Consider the following 16,875-nt stretch of genomic DNA (forward strand, 5'->3'; position numbering starts at 1 on the left):
CGCCCCCGTATCGACCCCGTCCTGATGGGCGGGATTGGTTCCCTTGGAGGAGCGGGCTTGCCCGCGATGCGCCAGTACACGCAACGGTGTTGTCTGATCTGACGCAGTCGCGGGCAAGCCCCGCTCCCACAGGGGTCGGCGTCGCCCGCAAGCGCGGCGCGCAATCGCAGTTGTTGTGGGAGCCTCCCATGTTGAACACCCTGATACCCATTCTCCTGTTCGCCGCGTTGGGCCTGGCCGTGCTGGGTGCCGTGCGCCGCGTGCGCATGTGGCGCCGTGGGCGGCCGTCCAAGGTGAACGTGCTCGGCGGCCTGCTGGCCGTGCCGCGTCGCTACCTGGTCGACCTGCACCATGTGGTCGGGCGCGACAAGTACATCTCCAATACCCACGTGGCGACTGCGGGCGGCTTCGTGCTGTCGGCACTGCTGGCCATCCTGGTCTACGGCTTCGGCCTGCAGAGCCAGATCCTCGGCTACGCGCTGCTGGTGGCCACGGCGATCATGTTCACGGGTGCCATCTTCGTCTACAAGCGTCGCGTGAACCCGCCAGCGCGCCTGTCCAAAGGCCCCTGGATGCGTCTGCCCAAGAGCCTGCTGGTGTTCGCCGCGACCTTCTTCATCGCCACCTTGCCAGTGGCGGGCATCCTGCCGGCCGGGACCGGTGGCTGGATCCTGGTCGGTCTGCTGTGCCTGGGCGTGTTCTGGGGCGTGTCCGAGATGTTCTTCGGCATGACCTGGGGCGGGCCGATGAAGCACGCCTTCGCCGGTGCCCTGCACCTGGCCTGGCACCGTCGCCCCGAGCGCTTCGGCGGTGGCCGTTCCAGCGGGCTCAAGCCGATCGACCTGGAAGACCCGAATGCATTGCTGGGCGTGGAAAAGCCGGCCGACTTCACCTGGAACCAGCTGCTGGGCTTCGACGCCTGCGTCCAGTGCGGTCGCTGCGAAGCAATGTGCCCGGCGTTCGCCGCCGGCCAGCCGCTCAACCCGAAGAAACTGATTCAGGACATGGTCGTCGGCCTGGCCGGCGGCACCGATGCCACCTTCGCCGGCAGCCCTTACCCGGGCAAGCCGATCGGCGAGCACGGCGGTGGTCCTCACCAGCCGATCGTCAACGGCCTGGTCGATGCCGAAACGCTGTGGTCGTGCACCACCTGCCGCGCCTGCGTCGAGGAATGCCCGATGATGATCGAGCACGTCGATGCCATCGTCGACATGCGCCGTCACCTGACGCTGGAAAAAGGCGCCACGCCGAACAAGGGCGCCGAAGTGCTGGAAAACCTGATCGCCACCGATAACCCGGGCGGCTTCAACCCAGGCGGGCGGATGAACTGGGCGGCGGACCTGAACATGCAGCTGCTCAGCGAGGTCAAGCGTACCGAGGTGCTGTTCTGGGTCGGTGACGGCGCCTTCGACATGCGCAACCAGCGTACCCTGCGCGCCTTCGTCAAGGTGCTCAAGGCGTCCGGTGTGGACTTCGCCGTACTCGGTCTGGAAGAACGCGACAGCGGCGACGTGGCGCGCCGACTGGGCGACGAGGCGACCTTCCAGCAACTGGCCAAGCGCAACATCCAGACCTTGAGCAAGTACAGCTTCCAGCGCATCGTGACCTGCGACCCGCACAGCTTCCACGTGCTCAAGAACGAATACGGCGCGCTGGGCGGCGAGTACCAGGTGCAGCACCACAGCACCTACATCGCCGAACTGATCGCGGCCGGCAAGCTCAACCTGGGGCAGCACAAGGGCGGTAGCGTGACCTACCACGACCCGTGCTACCTGGGCCGCTACAACGGCGAATACGAAGCTCCGCGCGAAGTGCTGCGCGCGCTCGGGATCGAAGTGCGCGAGATGGAGCGCTCGGGCTTCCGCTCACGTTGCTGCGGCGGTGGCGGCGGTGCGCCGATCACCGACATCCCGGGCAAGCAGCGGATCCCGGACATGCGCATGGACGACATCCGCGAAACCGAGGCCGAGGTGGTCGCGGTGGGCTGCCCGCAATGCACGGCCATGCTCGAAGGCGTGGTCGAGCCACGGCCACAGATCAAGGACCTGGCCGAGCTGGTGGCCGACGTGCTGATCGAGGACGAGACGCCTGCTGCCACGCGAAAGGCAGCGCCTGCCAAACCTGAACTCGCGGAGGTGCACTGATGAGCGAGATCATTCGTCGCGACCCACGGGTCGAATGGATTGCCCGCAACCGCCTGCACCCGCTGCATGCGGCGATGCAGACGCAACAGACCCAGTGGATGGGCCCCCACGGGGTGATGCGCAAGAACGTCCACGCGATGGCGGCCGGCTTCATCGGCCCCAGCGGCCTCAAGCGCATCGACCGCAGTGGCGCCCAGCAGGGCACCGCGACGGGCACGCGCCGTGGCGCCGCAGCCGAAGTCCAACTGCCGCTGCATCAGGTCCTGAACCCGGCCTTCTACGTCGCGGTGGTACCCGACATGATCGGTGGCCGCCTGGGCGCCTACGACCGCGACGTGCTCGGCCTGGCGCGCAGCCTGGCAGGCAGCGACGGCGCGGTCCTGGCGATCGTGTTCGGTGAGCACAAGGAAGACCACTTCGACACCGCGGGCGTCGATCGTCTGCTTGTGATCGAAGGCGATCAGTACAAAGGATACGCACCAGAGCAACTGGTCCAGGGCCTGCGCGCGGTGGACAGCCAGTTCGCGCCGCAGCACTGGCTGCTGCCGGACAGCCGTGGCAGTGGCGGTGAGCTGGGGCGTCGGCTCTCGGCGGCACTGGGCGAGCGGCCGGCCACGCGTGTCTGGCAGGTCAAGGACGGCCAGTGCATCGGCCGTGCCGGGGCTGGACAACAGGACCTGCAACGCAGCCTGCCACGGGTGATCCTGGCAGCGCCCGAATGCGCCGAACCCGTCAGCGAGACGCGTCACGAGGCACTGCCGGTGGAGCTTTCGGTACAGGTGGCGCGCAGTCTGTCGCGCATCGAGGACCTGGGCTCGGTTGCGGTCGATCCTGCCTCGATCGCCATGGCCGAATCGGAATTCATCGTCTCCGGGGGCAACGGTATCAAGGACTGGGACCTGTTCCACCGGGCTACTGCCGCGCTGGGCGCGACCGAGGGCGCTTCGCGGGTGGCGGTCGACGATGGCTTCATGCCGCGCCACCGTCAGGTCGGTGCGACCGGTACCTGGGTTACCGCACGGGTGTACGTGGCCGTGGGCATTTCCGGGGCCGTTCAGCACCTGCAGGGCATCGGTGCCTGCGAGAAGGTGGTGGCGATCAACATGGACCCGGGTTGCGACATGATCAAGCGCGCGGACCTTTCGATCATCGGCGACAGCACGGCGGTGCTGCAGGCACTGATCGAGGCCGTCGAACAGCTACGCGGTGGCGAACAGCGCGACGCGGCCTGAGGAGGCAAGCATGAAGACCAAAGTCATCAGTCTGGTGTCGATCGGCTCGCACCCGGGGTCGGGCCGTGCGCGGCGCGCCGAGCAGGACGCGCGTGCCGTGGAACTGGGCTTGCAGTTGGCCGGCGACGCGTTGCAGGTCGTGCATGCCGGGGATCCTCGGGAAGAGGCCCTGCGTGGCTACCTGGGCATGGGCCTGGATCACCTGGACGTGCTCGAGCAACCGGTCGGGGCAGACGTGCTCAACGTCCTCACCGACTACCTGCGAGAGGCTGGCGCGCAATTGGTGCTGACCGGCAGCCAGGCCGAAACCGGCGAGGGGTCGGGCATGCTGCCGTTCCTGCTGGCCGAGCGTCTCGGCTGGCCGCTGGTGGTCGGCCTGGCCGAGGTGGAATCGATCGAGAACGGCACCGCGCATGTGCTGCAAGCCTTGCCACGAGGTCAGCGACGTCGTCTCAAGGTTCGTTTGCCCGTGCTCGCCACCGTCGACACCGCCGCGCCCAAGCCTCGCCAGAGTGCGTTCGGCCCGGCACGCCGGGGTGTACTGGCCGCCCGTAGCGCGGCCATCGTGGAAGACGATCTGCTGGCCGAGGCCGAGCTGCAGCCGGCCAAGCCACGCCCCAAGCGCCTCAAGGTGATCAAGGCCAAGAGCGGCGCCGACCGGATGAAGGCGGCGACGGCCAAGGCCAGTGGGGGAGGCGGCAAGGTGCTCAAGGATGCTTCACCCACTGAAGCGGCCGATGCAATCATGAAGCTTCTGATCGAGGAAGGCGTGTTTCGTTAAGCCTGTCTTGCCGCGTGCGACTGACAAATTTGCCAGTTGCACGCATTTCTCAGCGTTGCAAAATGGTCAGCACCATGGAGCGACGCAATGATGACCACTTTCTTGCTGGCGACTAATATGCAGGGTTCTGTGCTGGGGGGCAGCGGCTTTCCTCATAGAAGCTACCCTCCCTACGGGGCATTACTCACCACTTCCGGGCCTCGCTTGGCCTTCACAGGCCAGCCGAGAGATCCTCTGACCGGTTGCTATCATCTTGGCAATGGGCGACGTCAGTTCAACCCCCGCACGCGGCGTTTCAACAGCCCTGATTGTTCGAGCCCTTTTGCCAGGGGCGGATTGAATGCCTACAGCTATTGCGCAGGGGATCCCCTCAACCGTGTTGACCCCACGGGTGCGTACTTCCAGTTTGTCATCAACGCTGCGAGAATTCTTGCCCCCGCGTCCACGTTGTTTGGTGCGGTGCTGCGTACGGCAAGAAATGTCATCGGGCGCATGCAGCCCGGCGCCGCCACCTTCCCAGATCCGCATGTCTCCACGCGTGTCGGCAACGCCCAGTACATGGTGTCAGGTGCTACAGGCATAGCAGCGCAGACGCTCAATGTCGTTAGTATGGGCCTTGGAGCGGCTGACCTGTCGTCGCCCGTGACGTGGCTCAATTTTGCCAACAATGTGGGAACGATCAGTGCCTCGGTTTCAGCTAACTTCTTGGCTGGACGCGACGTCTACCGCTACTTGCGCAGTCACCCTGGGCAACTGGGGAGAGTGGCGGGAGAAACGTTATTGGAATTGACGTTCGTTGACGAGACATTGTCTGCCGTAGCCAGAGGCGTGACCGCAGCGGGGCGGCGAGTCTTTGATGCAGGACGCAGGATTCAGCAGTTTGGACATGACATGCTGCAGCGCACTTTGCGTGCCGAGGGTGAACAACCACCCTCGATTTCGCTGAGTAACCTGTCCATTCGAACTGGCTAGGCCCTGTATCCAGAAACAGCTCTTCAGCGGTACCCGGGTACAGGGCCAAGGTTTTACTGCGTCTTAACTTCCTTGAGATAGGGCGCAGGCTCAGCCCCCAGGTTGTTCAACACTCGCTCGCTGTACCAGTCGATGAAGTTCACCACGCCGAACTCGTAGGTCTTGGAGTATGGGCCCGGCTGGTACGCCGTGGAGTTGATGCCGCGCTGGTTCTCTTCGGCCAAACGACGGTCCTGGTCATTGGTGGCATCCCAGACCTTGCGCATGTTCGCCGGATCGTAGTCGACGCCTTCGACGGCGTCCTTGTGCACCAGCCACTTGGTGGTGACCATCGATTCCTGGGCGCTGATCGGCCACACGGTGAAGACGATCATGTGGTCGCCCATGCAGTGGTTCCAGGCATGGGGCAGGTGCAGGATACGCATCGAGCCCAGGTCCGGGTTCTGGATGCGGCCCATCAGCTTCTTGCATGCCGGCTTGCCGTCCATGGTCATCGACACGGTGCCCTTGAGCAGCGGCATGCGCACGATACGGTTACGCAGGCCATGGCTCTTGTGCAGGTACGGAATCTTCTCGGCTTCCCAGGCGGCGGAGCAGGCCGCGACCTGGTCCTTGAATTCCTGGCTGGCGCGCGGATCGTTGGTGTCGTCGAACTCCAGCAGGGTCTGCAGCAGCTCGGGGTGCGAACCGTTGCAGTGGTAGCACTCGCGGTTGTTTTCCAGCACCAGCTTCCAGTTGGCCTTTTCGAACAGCTGGGTCTGCACCGCGACCTTGGTGTTCTCCATGTCGTACGGTTCCATGTAGTGGTCCAGAGTGGCCAGGAACTCGTCGATGGCCGGCGGGTTTTCCGCCAGGCTGATGAAGATGTAGCCGCCAGCAACCTTCACGTTGACCGGCTTGAGACCGTACTGCTTCATGTCGAAGTCGGTGCCCATCTCGGTACCGGCGAACAGCAGGCGACCGTCGAGCTCGTAGGTCCACTGGTGGTACGGGCAGACCAGCTTGGCCACCTTGCCCTTGTCGCTGACGCACAGGCGCGAGCCACGGTGACGGCAGACGTTGTGGAAGGCGTGCACCTTGCCCTCGGTACCGCGTACCACCAGGATCGGGTTCTTGCCGATCTGCAGGGTGATGTAGTTGCCCTTGGCCGGGATCTCGCACGTCATGCCCGCGATCAGCCACTCTTTATGGAAGATTTCCTCCATGTCGATCTGGAACAGACGCTCGTCGGTATAGAACGGCTGGGGCAGCGAGTAGGTGCGCTCGCGGGTCTGCAGCATCTCGGCGGTGGCCTTGCGTGCAGGTTCCAGTGGATCGCCCAGGCTCAGGGTTGCGGTGACGTCCATCGTATCGGTCCTCTTGGCCGCCAGCGGCCAACGAAAAAGTGGCTAATCGTTCTTGTTGTGCCGCAGGGCTGCTTGCATGAAACAGCGTGTTCATTTGCGGTGGAGTGTGCGTTCGCCGCAGTCCCGATCCGTATCCATGGGCGACATGGCCGAATCCGTTCCCGACGCGCCAGCCCTTGCCACGCAAGGCTGGTCGCGATAAGCACGCCGACGTCGCAGATAGGCAAGTGCGACGTATCGGGCTTGCGCATCATCGGGCCATAAAAAATGCCGTTGTCGGCTGTTGGAGACGAACATGTCCAATCCTTTCCTCAATCCGGTCACCACCCAGACCTGGGCCAATGGCCGCCATGTCGTGCGCTGCGTCAAGGTCATCCAGGAAACCTGGGACGTGCGTACGTTCTGTTTCATGGCCGACCAGCCGATCATGTTCTTCTTCAAGCCCGGGCAGTTCGTGACCCTCGAGCTGGAGATCGAAGGCCAGCAGGTGATGCGCTCCTACACCATCTCCAGCTCGCCCTCGGTGCCCTACAGTTTCTCGGTGACCATCAAGCGCGTACCGGGGGGCAAGGTCTCGAACTGGCTGCACGACACCCTGCACGAGGGTCAGGAGCTGGCCGTGCACGGACCGGTGGGGCTGTTCAACGCCATCGACTTCCCATCGCCCAAGGTGCTGTACCTCAGCGGTGGCGTCGGCATCACGCCGGTGATGTCGATGGCCCGCTGGTTCTACGACACCAACGCCAACGTCGACATGGTCTTCGTGCACAGCGCCCGCTCGCCCAAGGACATCATCTACCACCGCGAACTGGAGCAGATGGCGTCGCGCGTGCCCAACTTCGGCCTGCACATCATCTGCGAGAAGCATGGGCTGGGTGAGCCCTGGGCCGGCTACCGGGGCTACCTGAACCAGCGCCTGCTGGAGCTGATGGCGCCGGACTTCCTCGACCGCGAGATCTTCTGCTGCGGCCCGACGCCCTACATGACCGCCGTCAAGCGCCTGCTCGAGGAAGCAGGCTTCGACATGAAGCGCTACCACGAGGAATCCTTCGGTGCGACCCCGGCGGAAGCCAAAGCCGACGCCGTGGAGCACGCCGAGCAGGCAGCCGACGCACCGGACGTGCCGACGGCGGACCTGAACCTGGTGGAGTTCGTCGACAGCGGCAAGAGCATCCGCATCGCCCCGGGCGAAACCGTGCATGCTGCTGCTGCCAAGGTCGGCCTGATGATTCCGAAAGCCTGCGGCATGGGCATCTGCGGCACCTGCAAGGTGCTCAAGCTCGGCGGCGAGGTGGACATGGAACACAACGGTGGTATCACCGAGGAAGACGAAGCCGAGGGCTACATCCTGTCGTGCTGCAGCGTGCCGAAGGGCGACGTGCGCATCGAATACTGACGCCAGTTGCACCGCGCCGGCCGCTGCTGCCGGTGCTTTCTTCTCGCTGGGTTCTGGACGAGCGGACAGCCGTTTCCGGAACCCAGTGCGCTCGCTCGAGTCCATGTGCCCAGCTGGTAACGGATGTTACCGATATTTAATGGCAGGCCTGGGCGCTTTTCTTTATCGTGTGCGCCCCCGCAACAACCGAGATAGCGCAATGTTGGAAGCATCCCTGAACACCCTCGAACAACTGGTTGGCGACCTGGTGCAGCAGAACGCCCGTCTGACCGAGCAGAACGCCCAGCTCAGCCAGGAGCTGACCCAGTCCAAGGAAGAGAACGACACGCTGCAGCTGGCGTTGATGGAGCACGAGGAGAAGCACGGTGCCACCGCCGCGCGTATCCAGGCCCTGGTCGAGCGCGCCAGCGCCGGTACCGTCGGCGCATGAGTTCGGTCAACGTCGTGTCGATCCTCGGCAGCGACTACTCGATCAAGGCGCCCGAGGGGCAGGAGCAGACGCTGGCCCAGGCCGTGCAGATGCTGCAGCGCTCGCTGAGCGAGACCAAGCGCCAATACCCGACCCTGATCGGCGACAAGCTGCTGGTGCTGGCCGCGCTCAACCTGTGCTCGCGCCAGATCGACCTGCAGCGTGAGCATCAGCAGACGCTCGACCGTTGCCAGGAGCAGGTCAGCGCCACGGTCCAGACCCTCAGCCGCACCTTGGGTGAAGGCTGAGGCCGATCAGTTCGCCGGTCGTGGCCTCGGTGTCGGCACGGGCGCCATCGCGGGCAAGCCCGCTCCCACGGGCCTCCATTTCAGGCACACAGTACGGCCACTTCGGCGCGGCCTGTGTGGGAGCGGGCTTGCCCGCGATAGCGGCAGTCCCGCTACAGTGCCCTTGCCAGGCCAGCTCGATCCTGTCAGCCCCTGGAGCTCTCAACCCGCCATGACCTGTCGGATATCCGCCGCCAGTTCCTGCACCCGCGCCACCTGAATGTCCCATGAGCACATGAACCGCGCACCGCCGCTGCCGATGAAGGTGTAGAAGCGCCACCCCTTGTCACGCAAAGCCTGCAACGCCGCCTCCGGCATCTGCAGGAACACCCCGTTGGCCTCGACCGGGAACATCAGGCTCACCCCAGGAATGTCACTCACCAGGCTGCCCAACAGCTGCGCGCACTGGTTGGCATGCTGGGCATGACGCAGCCAGGCGCCGTCCTCCAGCAACCCGACCCAGGGCGCCGACAGGAAGCGCATCTTCGAAGCCAGTTGCCCAGCCTGCTTGCAGCGATAGTCGAAGTCGGCCGCCAGGTCATGGTTGAAGAACAGGATCGCCTCGCCCACGGCCATGCCGTTCTTGGTCCCGCCGAAGCACAGCACATCGACCCCCGACTTCCAAGTCAGCTCGGCCGGCGAGCACCCCAGGAACGCGCATGCGTTGCTGAACCGCGCCCCGTCCATGTGCAGGTTCAGGCCCAGTGCCTTGCAGGTCGCGCTGATGGCCTTGAGTTCGTCGGGGCGGTAGACGGTCCCCACCTCGGTGGCCTGAGTCAGCGTCACCACACGCGGCTTGGGGTAATGGATGTCCTGGCGTTTGCTGGCCACGTCACGAATCGACTCGGGCGTGAGCTTGCCGCCGACGCTGCCTGCCGTGAGCAGCTTGGAACCATTGGAGAAGAACTCGGGCGCGCCGCATTCGTCGGTCTCGACGTGGGCGGTCTCCGAACAGATGACGCTGTGGTAGCTCTGGCACAACGAGGCCAGGGCCAGGGAGTTGGCGGCCGTCCCGTTGAAGGCGAAGAACACTTCGCAGTCGGTTTCGAACAGCTGGCGGAAGTGATCGGCCGCGCGCTGTGTCCATTGGTCGTCGCCATAGGCACGTTCGTGGCCCAGGTTGGCCTGCTCCATCGCCGCCCAGGCTTCGGGGCAGATGCCGGAATAGTTGTCGCTGGCGAATTGCTGATTGTTGTTGTTCATGAGGCAGTCCCGAAAGGGTGAAAACGCACTCTAAACCATTGCCAGGCCTACTGCCTACGCACGCTGCCCAGGCTGCCGGACACCACTGCGTGGCCTGTGCGCAGGCTCTCTGGCAAGGGCATTTCCGGCATCTTCACCGTACAGCGTCACACCATCACAGGCCCTTGCCCGAAGCGGCCCGACAGACAGCCCATCGTCAGGTTCCGTCGTCTCGACCGAGCAATGTCGTAAACGCGCCATTGCAAGGCGTGCGCAGGCATCTGCCACCCCCCGTCGCGGCCCTACCATCGCCGCAAAGGGTCGAAGTGCCCTCAATGACAAGAATGATCGCTGCCGGGAGAATCAAGATGTTCAGCAAGCAAGACCAGATCCAGGGTTACGACGATGCACTGCTGGCGGCGATCAATGCCGAAGAGCAGCGTCAGGAAGACCACATCGAGCTGATCGCCTCGGAAAACTACACCAGCAAGCGCGTGATGCAGGCTCAAGGCAGCGGCCTGACCAACAAGTACGCCGAAGGATACCCGGCCAAGCGTTACTACGGCGGTTGCGAGCACGTCGACAAGGTCGAGCAGCTGGCCATCGACCGCGCCAAGGAACTGTTCGGTGCCGACTACGCCAACGTCCAGCCGCACTCCGGCTCGTCGGCCAACAGCGCGGTCTACCTGGCGCTGCTGCAGCCGGGCGATACCTTGCTGGGCATGAGCCTGGCCCATGGCGGTCACCTGACCCACGGCGCCAAGGTCTCGTCCTCCGGCAAGCTGTACAACGCCGTGCAGTACGGCATCGACACCGCCACCGGCCTGATCGACTACGACGAAGTCGAGCGCCTGGCCGTCGAGCACAAGCCGAAGATGATCGTCGCCGGCTTCTCGGCCTACTCCAAGACCCTGGACTTCGCCCGTTTCCGCGAGATCGCCGACAAGGTCGGTGCGCTGTTGTTCGTCGACATGGCCCACGTCGCGGGCCTGGTCGCCGCCGGTCTGTACCCGAACCCGATTCCGTTCGCCGACGTGGTCACCACCACCACCCACAAGACCCTGCGCGGTCCACGTGGCGGCCTGATCCTGGCCAAGTCCAACCCGGACATCGAGAAGAAGCTCAACGCCGCAGTCTTCCCGGGCGCTCAGGGTGGCCCGCTGATGCACGTCATCGCCGCCAAGGCCGTGTGCTTCAAGGAAGCGCTGGAGCCTGAATTCAAGACCTACCAGAAGCAGGTCATCGAGAACGCCCAGGCCATGGCCCAGGTCTTCGTCGACCGTGGCTACGATGTGGTCTCCGGCGGCACCGACAACCACCTGTTCCTGGTCAGCCTGATCCGTCAGGGCCTGACCGGCAAGGACGCCGATGCGGCCCTGGGTCGCGCTCACGTCACCGTCAACAAGAACGCCGTTCCCAACGATCCGCAGTCGCCGTTCGTCACCTCCGGCCTGCGCATCGGCACCCCAGCCGTCACCACCCGTGGCTTCAAGGTCGCCCAATGCGTGGCACTGGCTGGCTGGATCTGCGACATCCTCGACAACCTCGGCGATGCCGATGTCGAGGCCGATGTCGCCCGGAACGTCGCCGCCTTGTGCGCGGACTTCCCCGTTTACCGCTGAGTGGGAGCTTTGATCATGAAACGCTTTTCAGGCTTCGGCCTTCTCAAACATTCCCTCAGCCACCACGAGAACTGGCAGCGCATGTGGCGCACGCCGACGCCGAAGAAAGTCTACGACGTGGTCATCGTCGGCGGTGGCGGTCACGGGCTGGCCACGGCCTACTACCTGGCCAAGGAACACGGCATCACCAACGTGGCCGTGATCGAGAAAGGCTGGCTGGGCGGCGGCAACACCGCCCGTAACACCACCATCGTGCGCTCCAACTACCTGTGGGACGAATCGGCCCGCCTGTACGAACATGCCATGAAACTGTGGGAGGGCCTGTCCCAGGACCTGAACTACAACGTCATGTTCTCCCAGCGCGGCGTCTACAACCTGTGCCACACCCTGCAGGACATCCGTGACTCCGAGCGCCGCGTGAGTGCCAACCGCCTCAACGGCATCGACGGCGAACTGCTGAACACCGAACAGGTGGCGGCCGAGATCCCGTACCTGGACTGCTCGAAGAACACCCGTTACCCGATTCTCGGCGCCACCGTGCAGCGTCGCGGCGGCGTGGCTCGTCACGATGCCGTGGCCTGGGGCTTCGCCCGTGCCGCCGACGCCCTGGGCGTGGACCTGATCCAGCAGACCGAGGTCACGGGCTTCCGCAAGGAGAACGGCGCGGTCATCGGCGTCGAGACCAACAAGGGCTTCATCGGCGCCAAGCGCGTCGGCGTGGTCACCGCGGGCAACTCCGGGCACATGGCGCGCCTGGCCGGCTTCCGCCTGCCGCTGGAATCGCATCCGTTGCAGGCTCTGGTATCCGAGCCGATCAAGCCGATCATCGACAGCGTGATCATGTCCAACGCCGTGCACGGCTACATCAGCCAGTCCGACAAGGGTGACCTGGTCATCGGCGCCGGTATCGACGGCTACGTAGGCTACGGCCAGCGCGGTTCGTACCCGGTCATCGAGCACACCGTCCAGGCCATCGTCGAGATGTTCCCGATCCTCTCGCGCGTGCGCATGAACCGCCAGTGGGGCGGCATCGTCGACACCTGCCCGGATGCGTGCCCGATCATCACCAAGACGCCGGTCAAGAACCTCTTCTTCAACTGCGGCTGGGGTACCGGTGGCTTCAAGGCCACCCCGGGCTCGGGCAACATCTTCGCGGCCAGCCTGGCCAAGGGCGAGATGCACCCGATCGCCAAACCCTTCTCGATGGATCGCTTCTACACCGGCGCATTGATCGACGAGCACGGCGCCGCCGCCGTCGCCCACTAATCGGAGACAACGTCCATGTTGCATATTTTCTGTCCCCACTGCGGCGAGCTGCGCTCCGAAGAAGAATTCCACCCTTCCGGACAGGCGCACATCGCCCGCCCCCTGGACCCGGCGGCCTGCTCCGACGCGGAGTGGGGCGAGTACGTGTTCTTCCGTGACAACCCCCGTGGCATCCACCACGAGCTGTGGGATCACGTCGCCGGCTGCCGCCAGTATTTCAACGTCACGCGCAACACCGAGACCTACGAGATCCTGGAATCCTACAAGATTGGCGAGAAGCCGAAGATGGCCGCTCGTGAACACACACCCGCTCAGTCGGCGGCCGTCAACGCACGGGGAGAAAACGTATGAGCCAGACCTATCGCCTCTCCAGCGGTGGCCGCGTCGACCGTAGCAAGGTGCTGAACTTCACCTTCAACGGCAAGAGCTACCAGGGCTATGCCGGTGACACGCTGGCCGCCGCGCTGCTGGCCAACGGTGTCGACATCGTCGGTCGCAGCTTCAAGTACTCGCGTCCGCGCGGGATCATCGCCGCCGGTTCCGAAGAGCCGAACGCGATCCTGCAGCTGGGCTCCAGCGAAGCCACCCAGATCCCCAACGTGCGTGCCACCCAGCAGGCGCTGTACTCGGGCCTGGTTGCCACCAGCACCAACGGCTGGCCGAACGTCAACACCGACGTGATGGGCATCATCGGCAAGGTCGGCGGCAACATGATGCCGCCCGGGTTCTACTACAAGACCTTCATGTACCCCAAGTCCTTCTGGATGACGTACGAGAAGTACATCCGCAAGGCCGCCGGCCTGGGCCGTTCGCCGTTGCAGAACGACCCGGACAGCTACGACTACATGAACCAGCACTGCGACGTGCTGATCGTCGGCGGTGGCCCTGCGGGTCTGGCCGCCGCCCTGGCCGCCGGACGCAGTGGCGCCCGGGTGATCCTGGCCGACGAACAGGAAGAGTTCGGCGGCTGCCTGCTCGACAGCCGTGAAACCCTCGATGGCAAACCGGCCGCCGACTGGGTCGCCGCTGTCGTGGCCGAGCTGGAATCGCTGCCGGAAGTGACCTTGCTGCCGCGTGCCACGGTCAACGGCTACCATGACCACAACTTCCTGACCATCCACGAACGACTGACCGACCACCTGGGCGATCGCGCACCGATCGGCCAAGTCCGTCAGCGCGTCCACCGCGTGCGCGCCAAGCGTGTGGTGCTGGCGGCAGGGGCCCAGGAGCGTCCGCTGGTCTACGGCAACAACGACCTGCCCGGCAACATGGTGGCGGGTTCGATTTCCACCTATGTGCGCCGCTACGGCGTGGCACCGGGCCGCAAGCTGGTCCTGTCGACCAACAACGACCATGCCTACCGTGTGGCCCTGGACTGGCACGACGCAGGCCTGCAGGTCGTGGCCGTGGCCGACGCCCGCCACAACCCGCGCGGCTCGCTGGTCGAGGCAGCACGTGCCAAAGGCATCCGCATCCTCACCTCCAGCGCCGTGATCGAGACCCGGGGCGGCAAGCATGTGACCGCTGCCCGCGTGGCGGCCATCGACGTGCCGGGCCACCAGGTCACCAGCCCGGGCGAATGGCTCGAGTGCGACCTGGTCGGCACCTCCGGCGGCTACAGCCCGGTGGTCCACCTGGCCTCGCACCTGGGCGGTCGTCCGGTATGGCGTGAAGAAATCCTCGGCTTCGTGCCGGGCGATGCGCCGCAGAAGCGCGTCTGCGTAGGCGGCGTGAACGGCATCTACGCCCTGGGCGATGTCCTGGCCGATGGCTTCGAAGGTGGCGTGCGCGCGGCCAATGAAGCAGGCTTCAAGGCGGTCGTCGGCACCTTGCCGAAAACCGTCGCGATCAAGGAAGAAGCCACCGTCGCGCTGTTCCAGGTTCCGCACGACAAGGGCACCGCCCGTGCACCGAAGCAGTTCGTCGATCAGCAGAACGACGTCACGGCCGCGGCCATCGAGCTGGCCGTTCGTGAAGGCTTCGAGTCGGTCGAGCACGTCAAGCGCTACACCGCGCTGGGCTTCGGTACCGACCAGGGCAAGCTGGGCAACATCAACGGCCTGGCCATCGCCGCGCGTTCGATGGGCATCACCATCCCGCAGATGGGCACCACCATGTTCCGCCCGAACTACACGCCGGTGACCTTCGGCGCGGTAGCCGGTCGTCACTGTGGGCACATCTTCGAGCCGGTGCGCTTCACCGCGCTGCACGCCTGGCACCTGAAGAACGGCGCCGAGTTCGAGGACGTCGGCCAGTGGAAGCGTCCGTGGTACTTCCCCAAGGCGGGCGAAGACATCCATACCGCCGTGGCCCGCGAGTGCAAGGCCGTGCGTGACAGCGTCGGCCTGCTCGACGCCTCGACCCTGGGCAAGATCGACATCCAGGGCCCGGATGCACGCGAGTTCCTCAACCGGGTGTACACCAACGCCTGGACCAAGCTCGACGTGGGCAAGGCGCGGTATGGCCTGATGTGCAAGGAAGACGGCATGGTCTTCGACGACGGCGTCACCGCCTGTCTGGCCGACAACCACTTCCTGATGACCACCACCACCGGCGGCGCCGCCCGCGTCCTGCAGTGGCTGGAGCTGTACCACCAGACCGAATGGCCGGAGCTGAAGGTGTACTTCACCTCGGTCACCGACCACTGGGCCACTCTGACCCTGTCCGGCCCCAACAGCCGCAAGCTGCTGGCCGAGGTCACCGACATCGACCTGGACAAGGACGCCTTCCCATTCATGACCTGGAAGGAAGGGCTGGTCGGCGGTGTGCCGGCGCGGGTCTTCCGGATTTCGTTCACCGGCGAGCTGTCGTACGAGGTCAACATCCAGGCCAACTACGCCATGGGCGTGCTGGAGAAGATCGTCGAGGCCGGCAAGCAGTACAACCTGACGCCGTACGGCACCGAGACCATGCACGTGCTGCGCGCCGAGAAGGGCTTCATCATCGTCGGTCAGGACACCGACGGCTCGATGAACCCGGACGACCTGAATATGAGCTGGTGCGTCGGTCGCAACAAGCCGTTCTCCTGGATCGGCCTGCGCGGCATGAACCGCGAAGACTGCCTGCGCGAAGACCGCAAGCAACTGGTCGGCATCAAGCCGCTGGACCCGACCAAGTGGCTGGCCGAGGGCGCGCAGATCATCCTCGATCCTCAGCAGCCGATGCCGCAGGAGATGGTGGGTCACATCACCTCCAGCTATGCCCACAACTCGCTGGGGTATTCCTTCGCGATGGGCGTGGTCAAGGGCGGCCTCAAGCGCATGGGCGAACGCATCTGGGTCTCGCAATCGGACGGTAGTGTGAGCGAAGCGGAGATCGTGTCTTCGGTCTTCTTCGACCCGAAAGGTGAACGTCAGAACGTCTGAGCCCCCGGCACCCACCGGTGCCTGGCGCACCATAGAAGCTTCTTGTGGGAGCGGGCTTGCCCGCGAAGGCGGTGTTCATATCACCGCCTTCTTTCGCGGGTCCGCCTGCGCCCACGCAAGCACCGACGCTCCAGGCATCGCGGTCGAATCCAGAATTCAAGGCAGGTAAAAAATGAGTGCGATCAACGTCTACCAGCAAAACCCCAGCGCCGACGTCAAGGCCCAGACCCCGCTGCACCATGCCGACCTGGCCAGCCTGGTCGGCAAGGGCCGCCAGAACGCCGGCGTCACCTTGCGGGAAAAGAAATTCCTCGGGCACCTGACCCTGCGCGGCGATGGCCATAACCCGGCGTTCGCCGCGGGCGTGCAGAAGGCCCTGGGCCTGGAGCTGCCGGTCGCCCTGACCGTGGTGGCCGACGGCGAGACCTCGCTGCAATGGGTCGGCCCGGATGAGTGGCTGCTGATCGTCCCTGGCGGTCAGGAGGTCGAGGCCGAGCAGAAGCTGCGCGCGGCCCTCGAAGGCCAGCACATCCAGGTGGTCAACGTCAGTGGCGGGCAGACCCTGCTGGAGCTGCGTGGCCCGAACGTACGCGACGTGCTGATGAAGTCCACCAGCTACGACGTGCACCCGAACAACTTCCCGGTCGGCAAGGCCGTCGGCACCGTGTTCGCCAAGTCGCAGCTGGTGATCCGCCGCACCGCCGAGGACACCTGGGAGCTGATGATCCGTCGCAGCTTCGCCGATTACTGGTGGCTGTGGCTGCAGGACGCGTCGGCTGAATACGGCCTGACCATCGAGGCCTGAGGAGAACA

The 16,875-nt window shown here is 64.9% G+C and carries 14 protein-coding genes; 12 read left to right on the forward strand and 2 right to left on the reverse strand.

From position 1 onward, the window contains the following. Window positions 1–188 precede the first annotated feature (188 nt). From APT63_01245 to APT63_01260, 4 genes are all read left to right on the forward strand, one after another. Window positions 189–2,144 (forward strand): (Fe-S)-binding protein, encoded by a 1,956-nt coding sequence (locus APT63_01245; protein ID AMA44344.1) that lies wholly within the window; start codon window positions 189–191, stop codon window positions 2,142–2,144. Continuing rightward, window positions 2,144–3,376 carry an electron transfer flavoprotein subunit alpha gene (locus APT63_01250; GenBank protein AMA44345.1) on the forward strand — a complete coding sequence of 411 codons (1,233 nt, stop codon included), beginning with the start codon at window positions 2,144–2,146 and terminating at the stop codon, window positions 3,374–3,376. The genes APT63_01245 and APT63_01250 overlap by 1 nt, the downstream gene beginning before the upstream one ends. A 10-nt stretch (window positions 3,377–3,386) precedes the next feature. After that, window positions 3,387–4,157, forward strand: a complete 771-nt coding sequence (locus tag APT63_01255; GenBank protein ID AMA44346.1) for an electron transfer flavoprotein subunit beta — start codon at window positions 3,387–3,389, stop codon at window positions 4,155–4,157. 492 nt (window positions 4,158–4,649) lie between these two features. Then, the gene (locus APT63_01260; protein AMA44347.1) at window positions 4,650–5,129 is read left to right on the forward strand and encodes a hypothetical protein; all 480 of its coding nucleotides are present in this window, start codon (window positions 4,650–4,652) and stop codon (window positions 5,127–5,129) included. A gap of 53 nt (window positions 5,130–5,182) precedes the next feature. Here APT63_01260 and APT63_01265 read toward each other — a convergent pair whose 3' ends face one another. Next, window positions 5,183–6,475 (reverse strand): Rieske (2Fe-2S) protein, encoded by a 1,293-nt coding sequence (locus APT63_01265; GenBank protein ID AMA44348.1) that lies wholly within the window; start codon window positions 6,473–6,475, stop codon window positions 5,183–5,185. A 295-nt stretch (window positions 6,476–6,770) separates the two neighbouring features. On the opposite strand from APT63_01265, the gene APT63_01270 reads away from it, so the two are divergent. The 3 genes from APT63_01270 (at window position 6,771) to APT63_01280 (ending at window position 8,588) form a co-directional block, all read left to right on the forward strand. Continuing rightward, on the forward strand, window positions 6,771–7,871 hold the full coding sequence (locus APT63_01270) for a hybrid-cluster NAD(P)-dependent oxidoreductase (GenBank protein AMA44349.1): 1,101 nt from the start codon (window positions 6,771–6,773) through the stop codon (window positions 7,869–7,871). A gap of 199 nt (window positions 7,872–8,070) precedes the next feature. Then, the gene (locus APT63_01275; protein ID AMA44350.1) at window positions 8,071–8,301 is read left to right on the forward strand and encodes a hypothetical protein; all 231 of its coding nucleotides are present in this window, start codon (window positions 8,071–8,073) and stop codon (window positions 8,299–8,301) included. Beyond that, a complete protein-coding gene (locus APT63_01280) occupies window positions 8,298–8,588 on the forward strand; it encodes a cell division protein ZapA (GenBank protein AMA44351.1) in 291 nt (96 codons plus the stop codon). The genes APT63_01275 and APT63_01280 overlap by 4 nt, the downstream gene beginning before the upstream one ends. A 201-nt stretch (window positions 8,589–8,789) precedes the next feature. Here the strand turns inward: APT63_01280 and APT63_01285 are convergent, their stop codons facing one another. Further along, complete coding sequence (locus APT63_01285; protein AMA44352.1) at window positions 8,790–9,830, reverse strand: threonine aldolase; 1,041 nt, start codon at window positions 9,828–9,830, stop codon at window positions 8,790–8,792. Window positions 9,831–10,177: 347 nt separating this feature from the next. On the opposite strand from APT63_01285, the gene glyA reads away from it, so the two are divergent. From glyA to APT63_01310, 5 genes are all read left to right on the forward strand, one after another. After that, complete coding sequence (glyA, locus tag APT63_01290) at window positions 10,178–11,431, forward strand: serine hydroxymethyltransferase (GenBank protein AMA44353.1); 1,254 nt, start codon at window positions 10,178–10,180, stop codon at window positions 11,429–11,431. 15 nt (window positions 11,432–11,446) lie between these two features. Further along, window positions 11,447–12,697: a sarcosine oxidase subunit beta gene (locus tag APT63_01295; GenBank protein ID AMA44354.1), complete on the forward strand. Its 1,251-nt coding sequence runs from the start codon at window positions 11,447–11,449 to the stop codon at window positions 12,695–12,697. 15 nt (window positions 12,698–12,712) lie between these two features. Beyond that, window positions 12,713–13,048: a sarcosine oxidase subunit delta gene (locus APT63_01300; GenBank protein ID AMA44355.1), complete on the forward strand. Its 336-nt coding sequence runs from the start codon at window positions 12,713–12,715 to the stop codon at window positions 13,046–13,048. After that, the gene (locus APT63_01305) at window positions 13,045–16,062 is read left to right on the forward strand and encodes a sarcosine oxidase subunit alpha (protein AMA44356.1); all 3,018 of its coding nucleotides are present in this window, start codon (window positions 13,045–13,047) and stop codon (window positions 16,060–16,062) included. Before APT63_01300 ends, APT63_01305 begins: the two co-directional genes overlap by 4 nt. Window positions 16,063–16,234: 172 nt before the next feature. After that, window positions 16,235–16,867: a sarcosine oxidase subunit gamma gene (locus APT63_01310; GenBank protein AMA44357.1), complete on the forward strand. Its 633-nt coding sequence runs from the start codon at window positions 16,235–16,237 to the stop codon at window positions 16,865–16,867. Window positions 16,868–16,875 lie beyond the last annotated feature (8 nt).

It is taken from the genome of Pseudomonas monteilii (genome assembly GCA_001534745.1).
Classification (GTDB): domain Bacteria; phylum Pseudomonadota; class Gammaproteobacteria; order Pseudomonadales; family Pseudomonadaceae; genus Aquipseudomonas; species Aquipseudomonas alabamensis.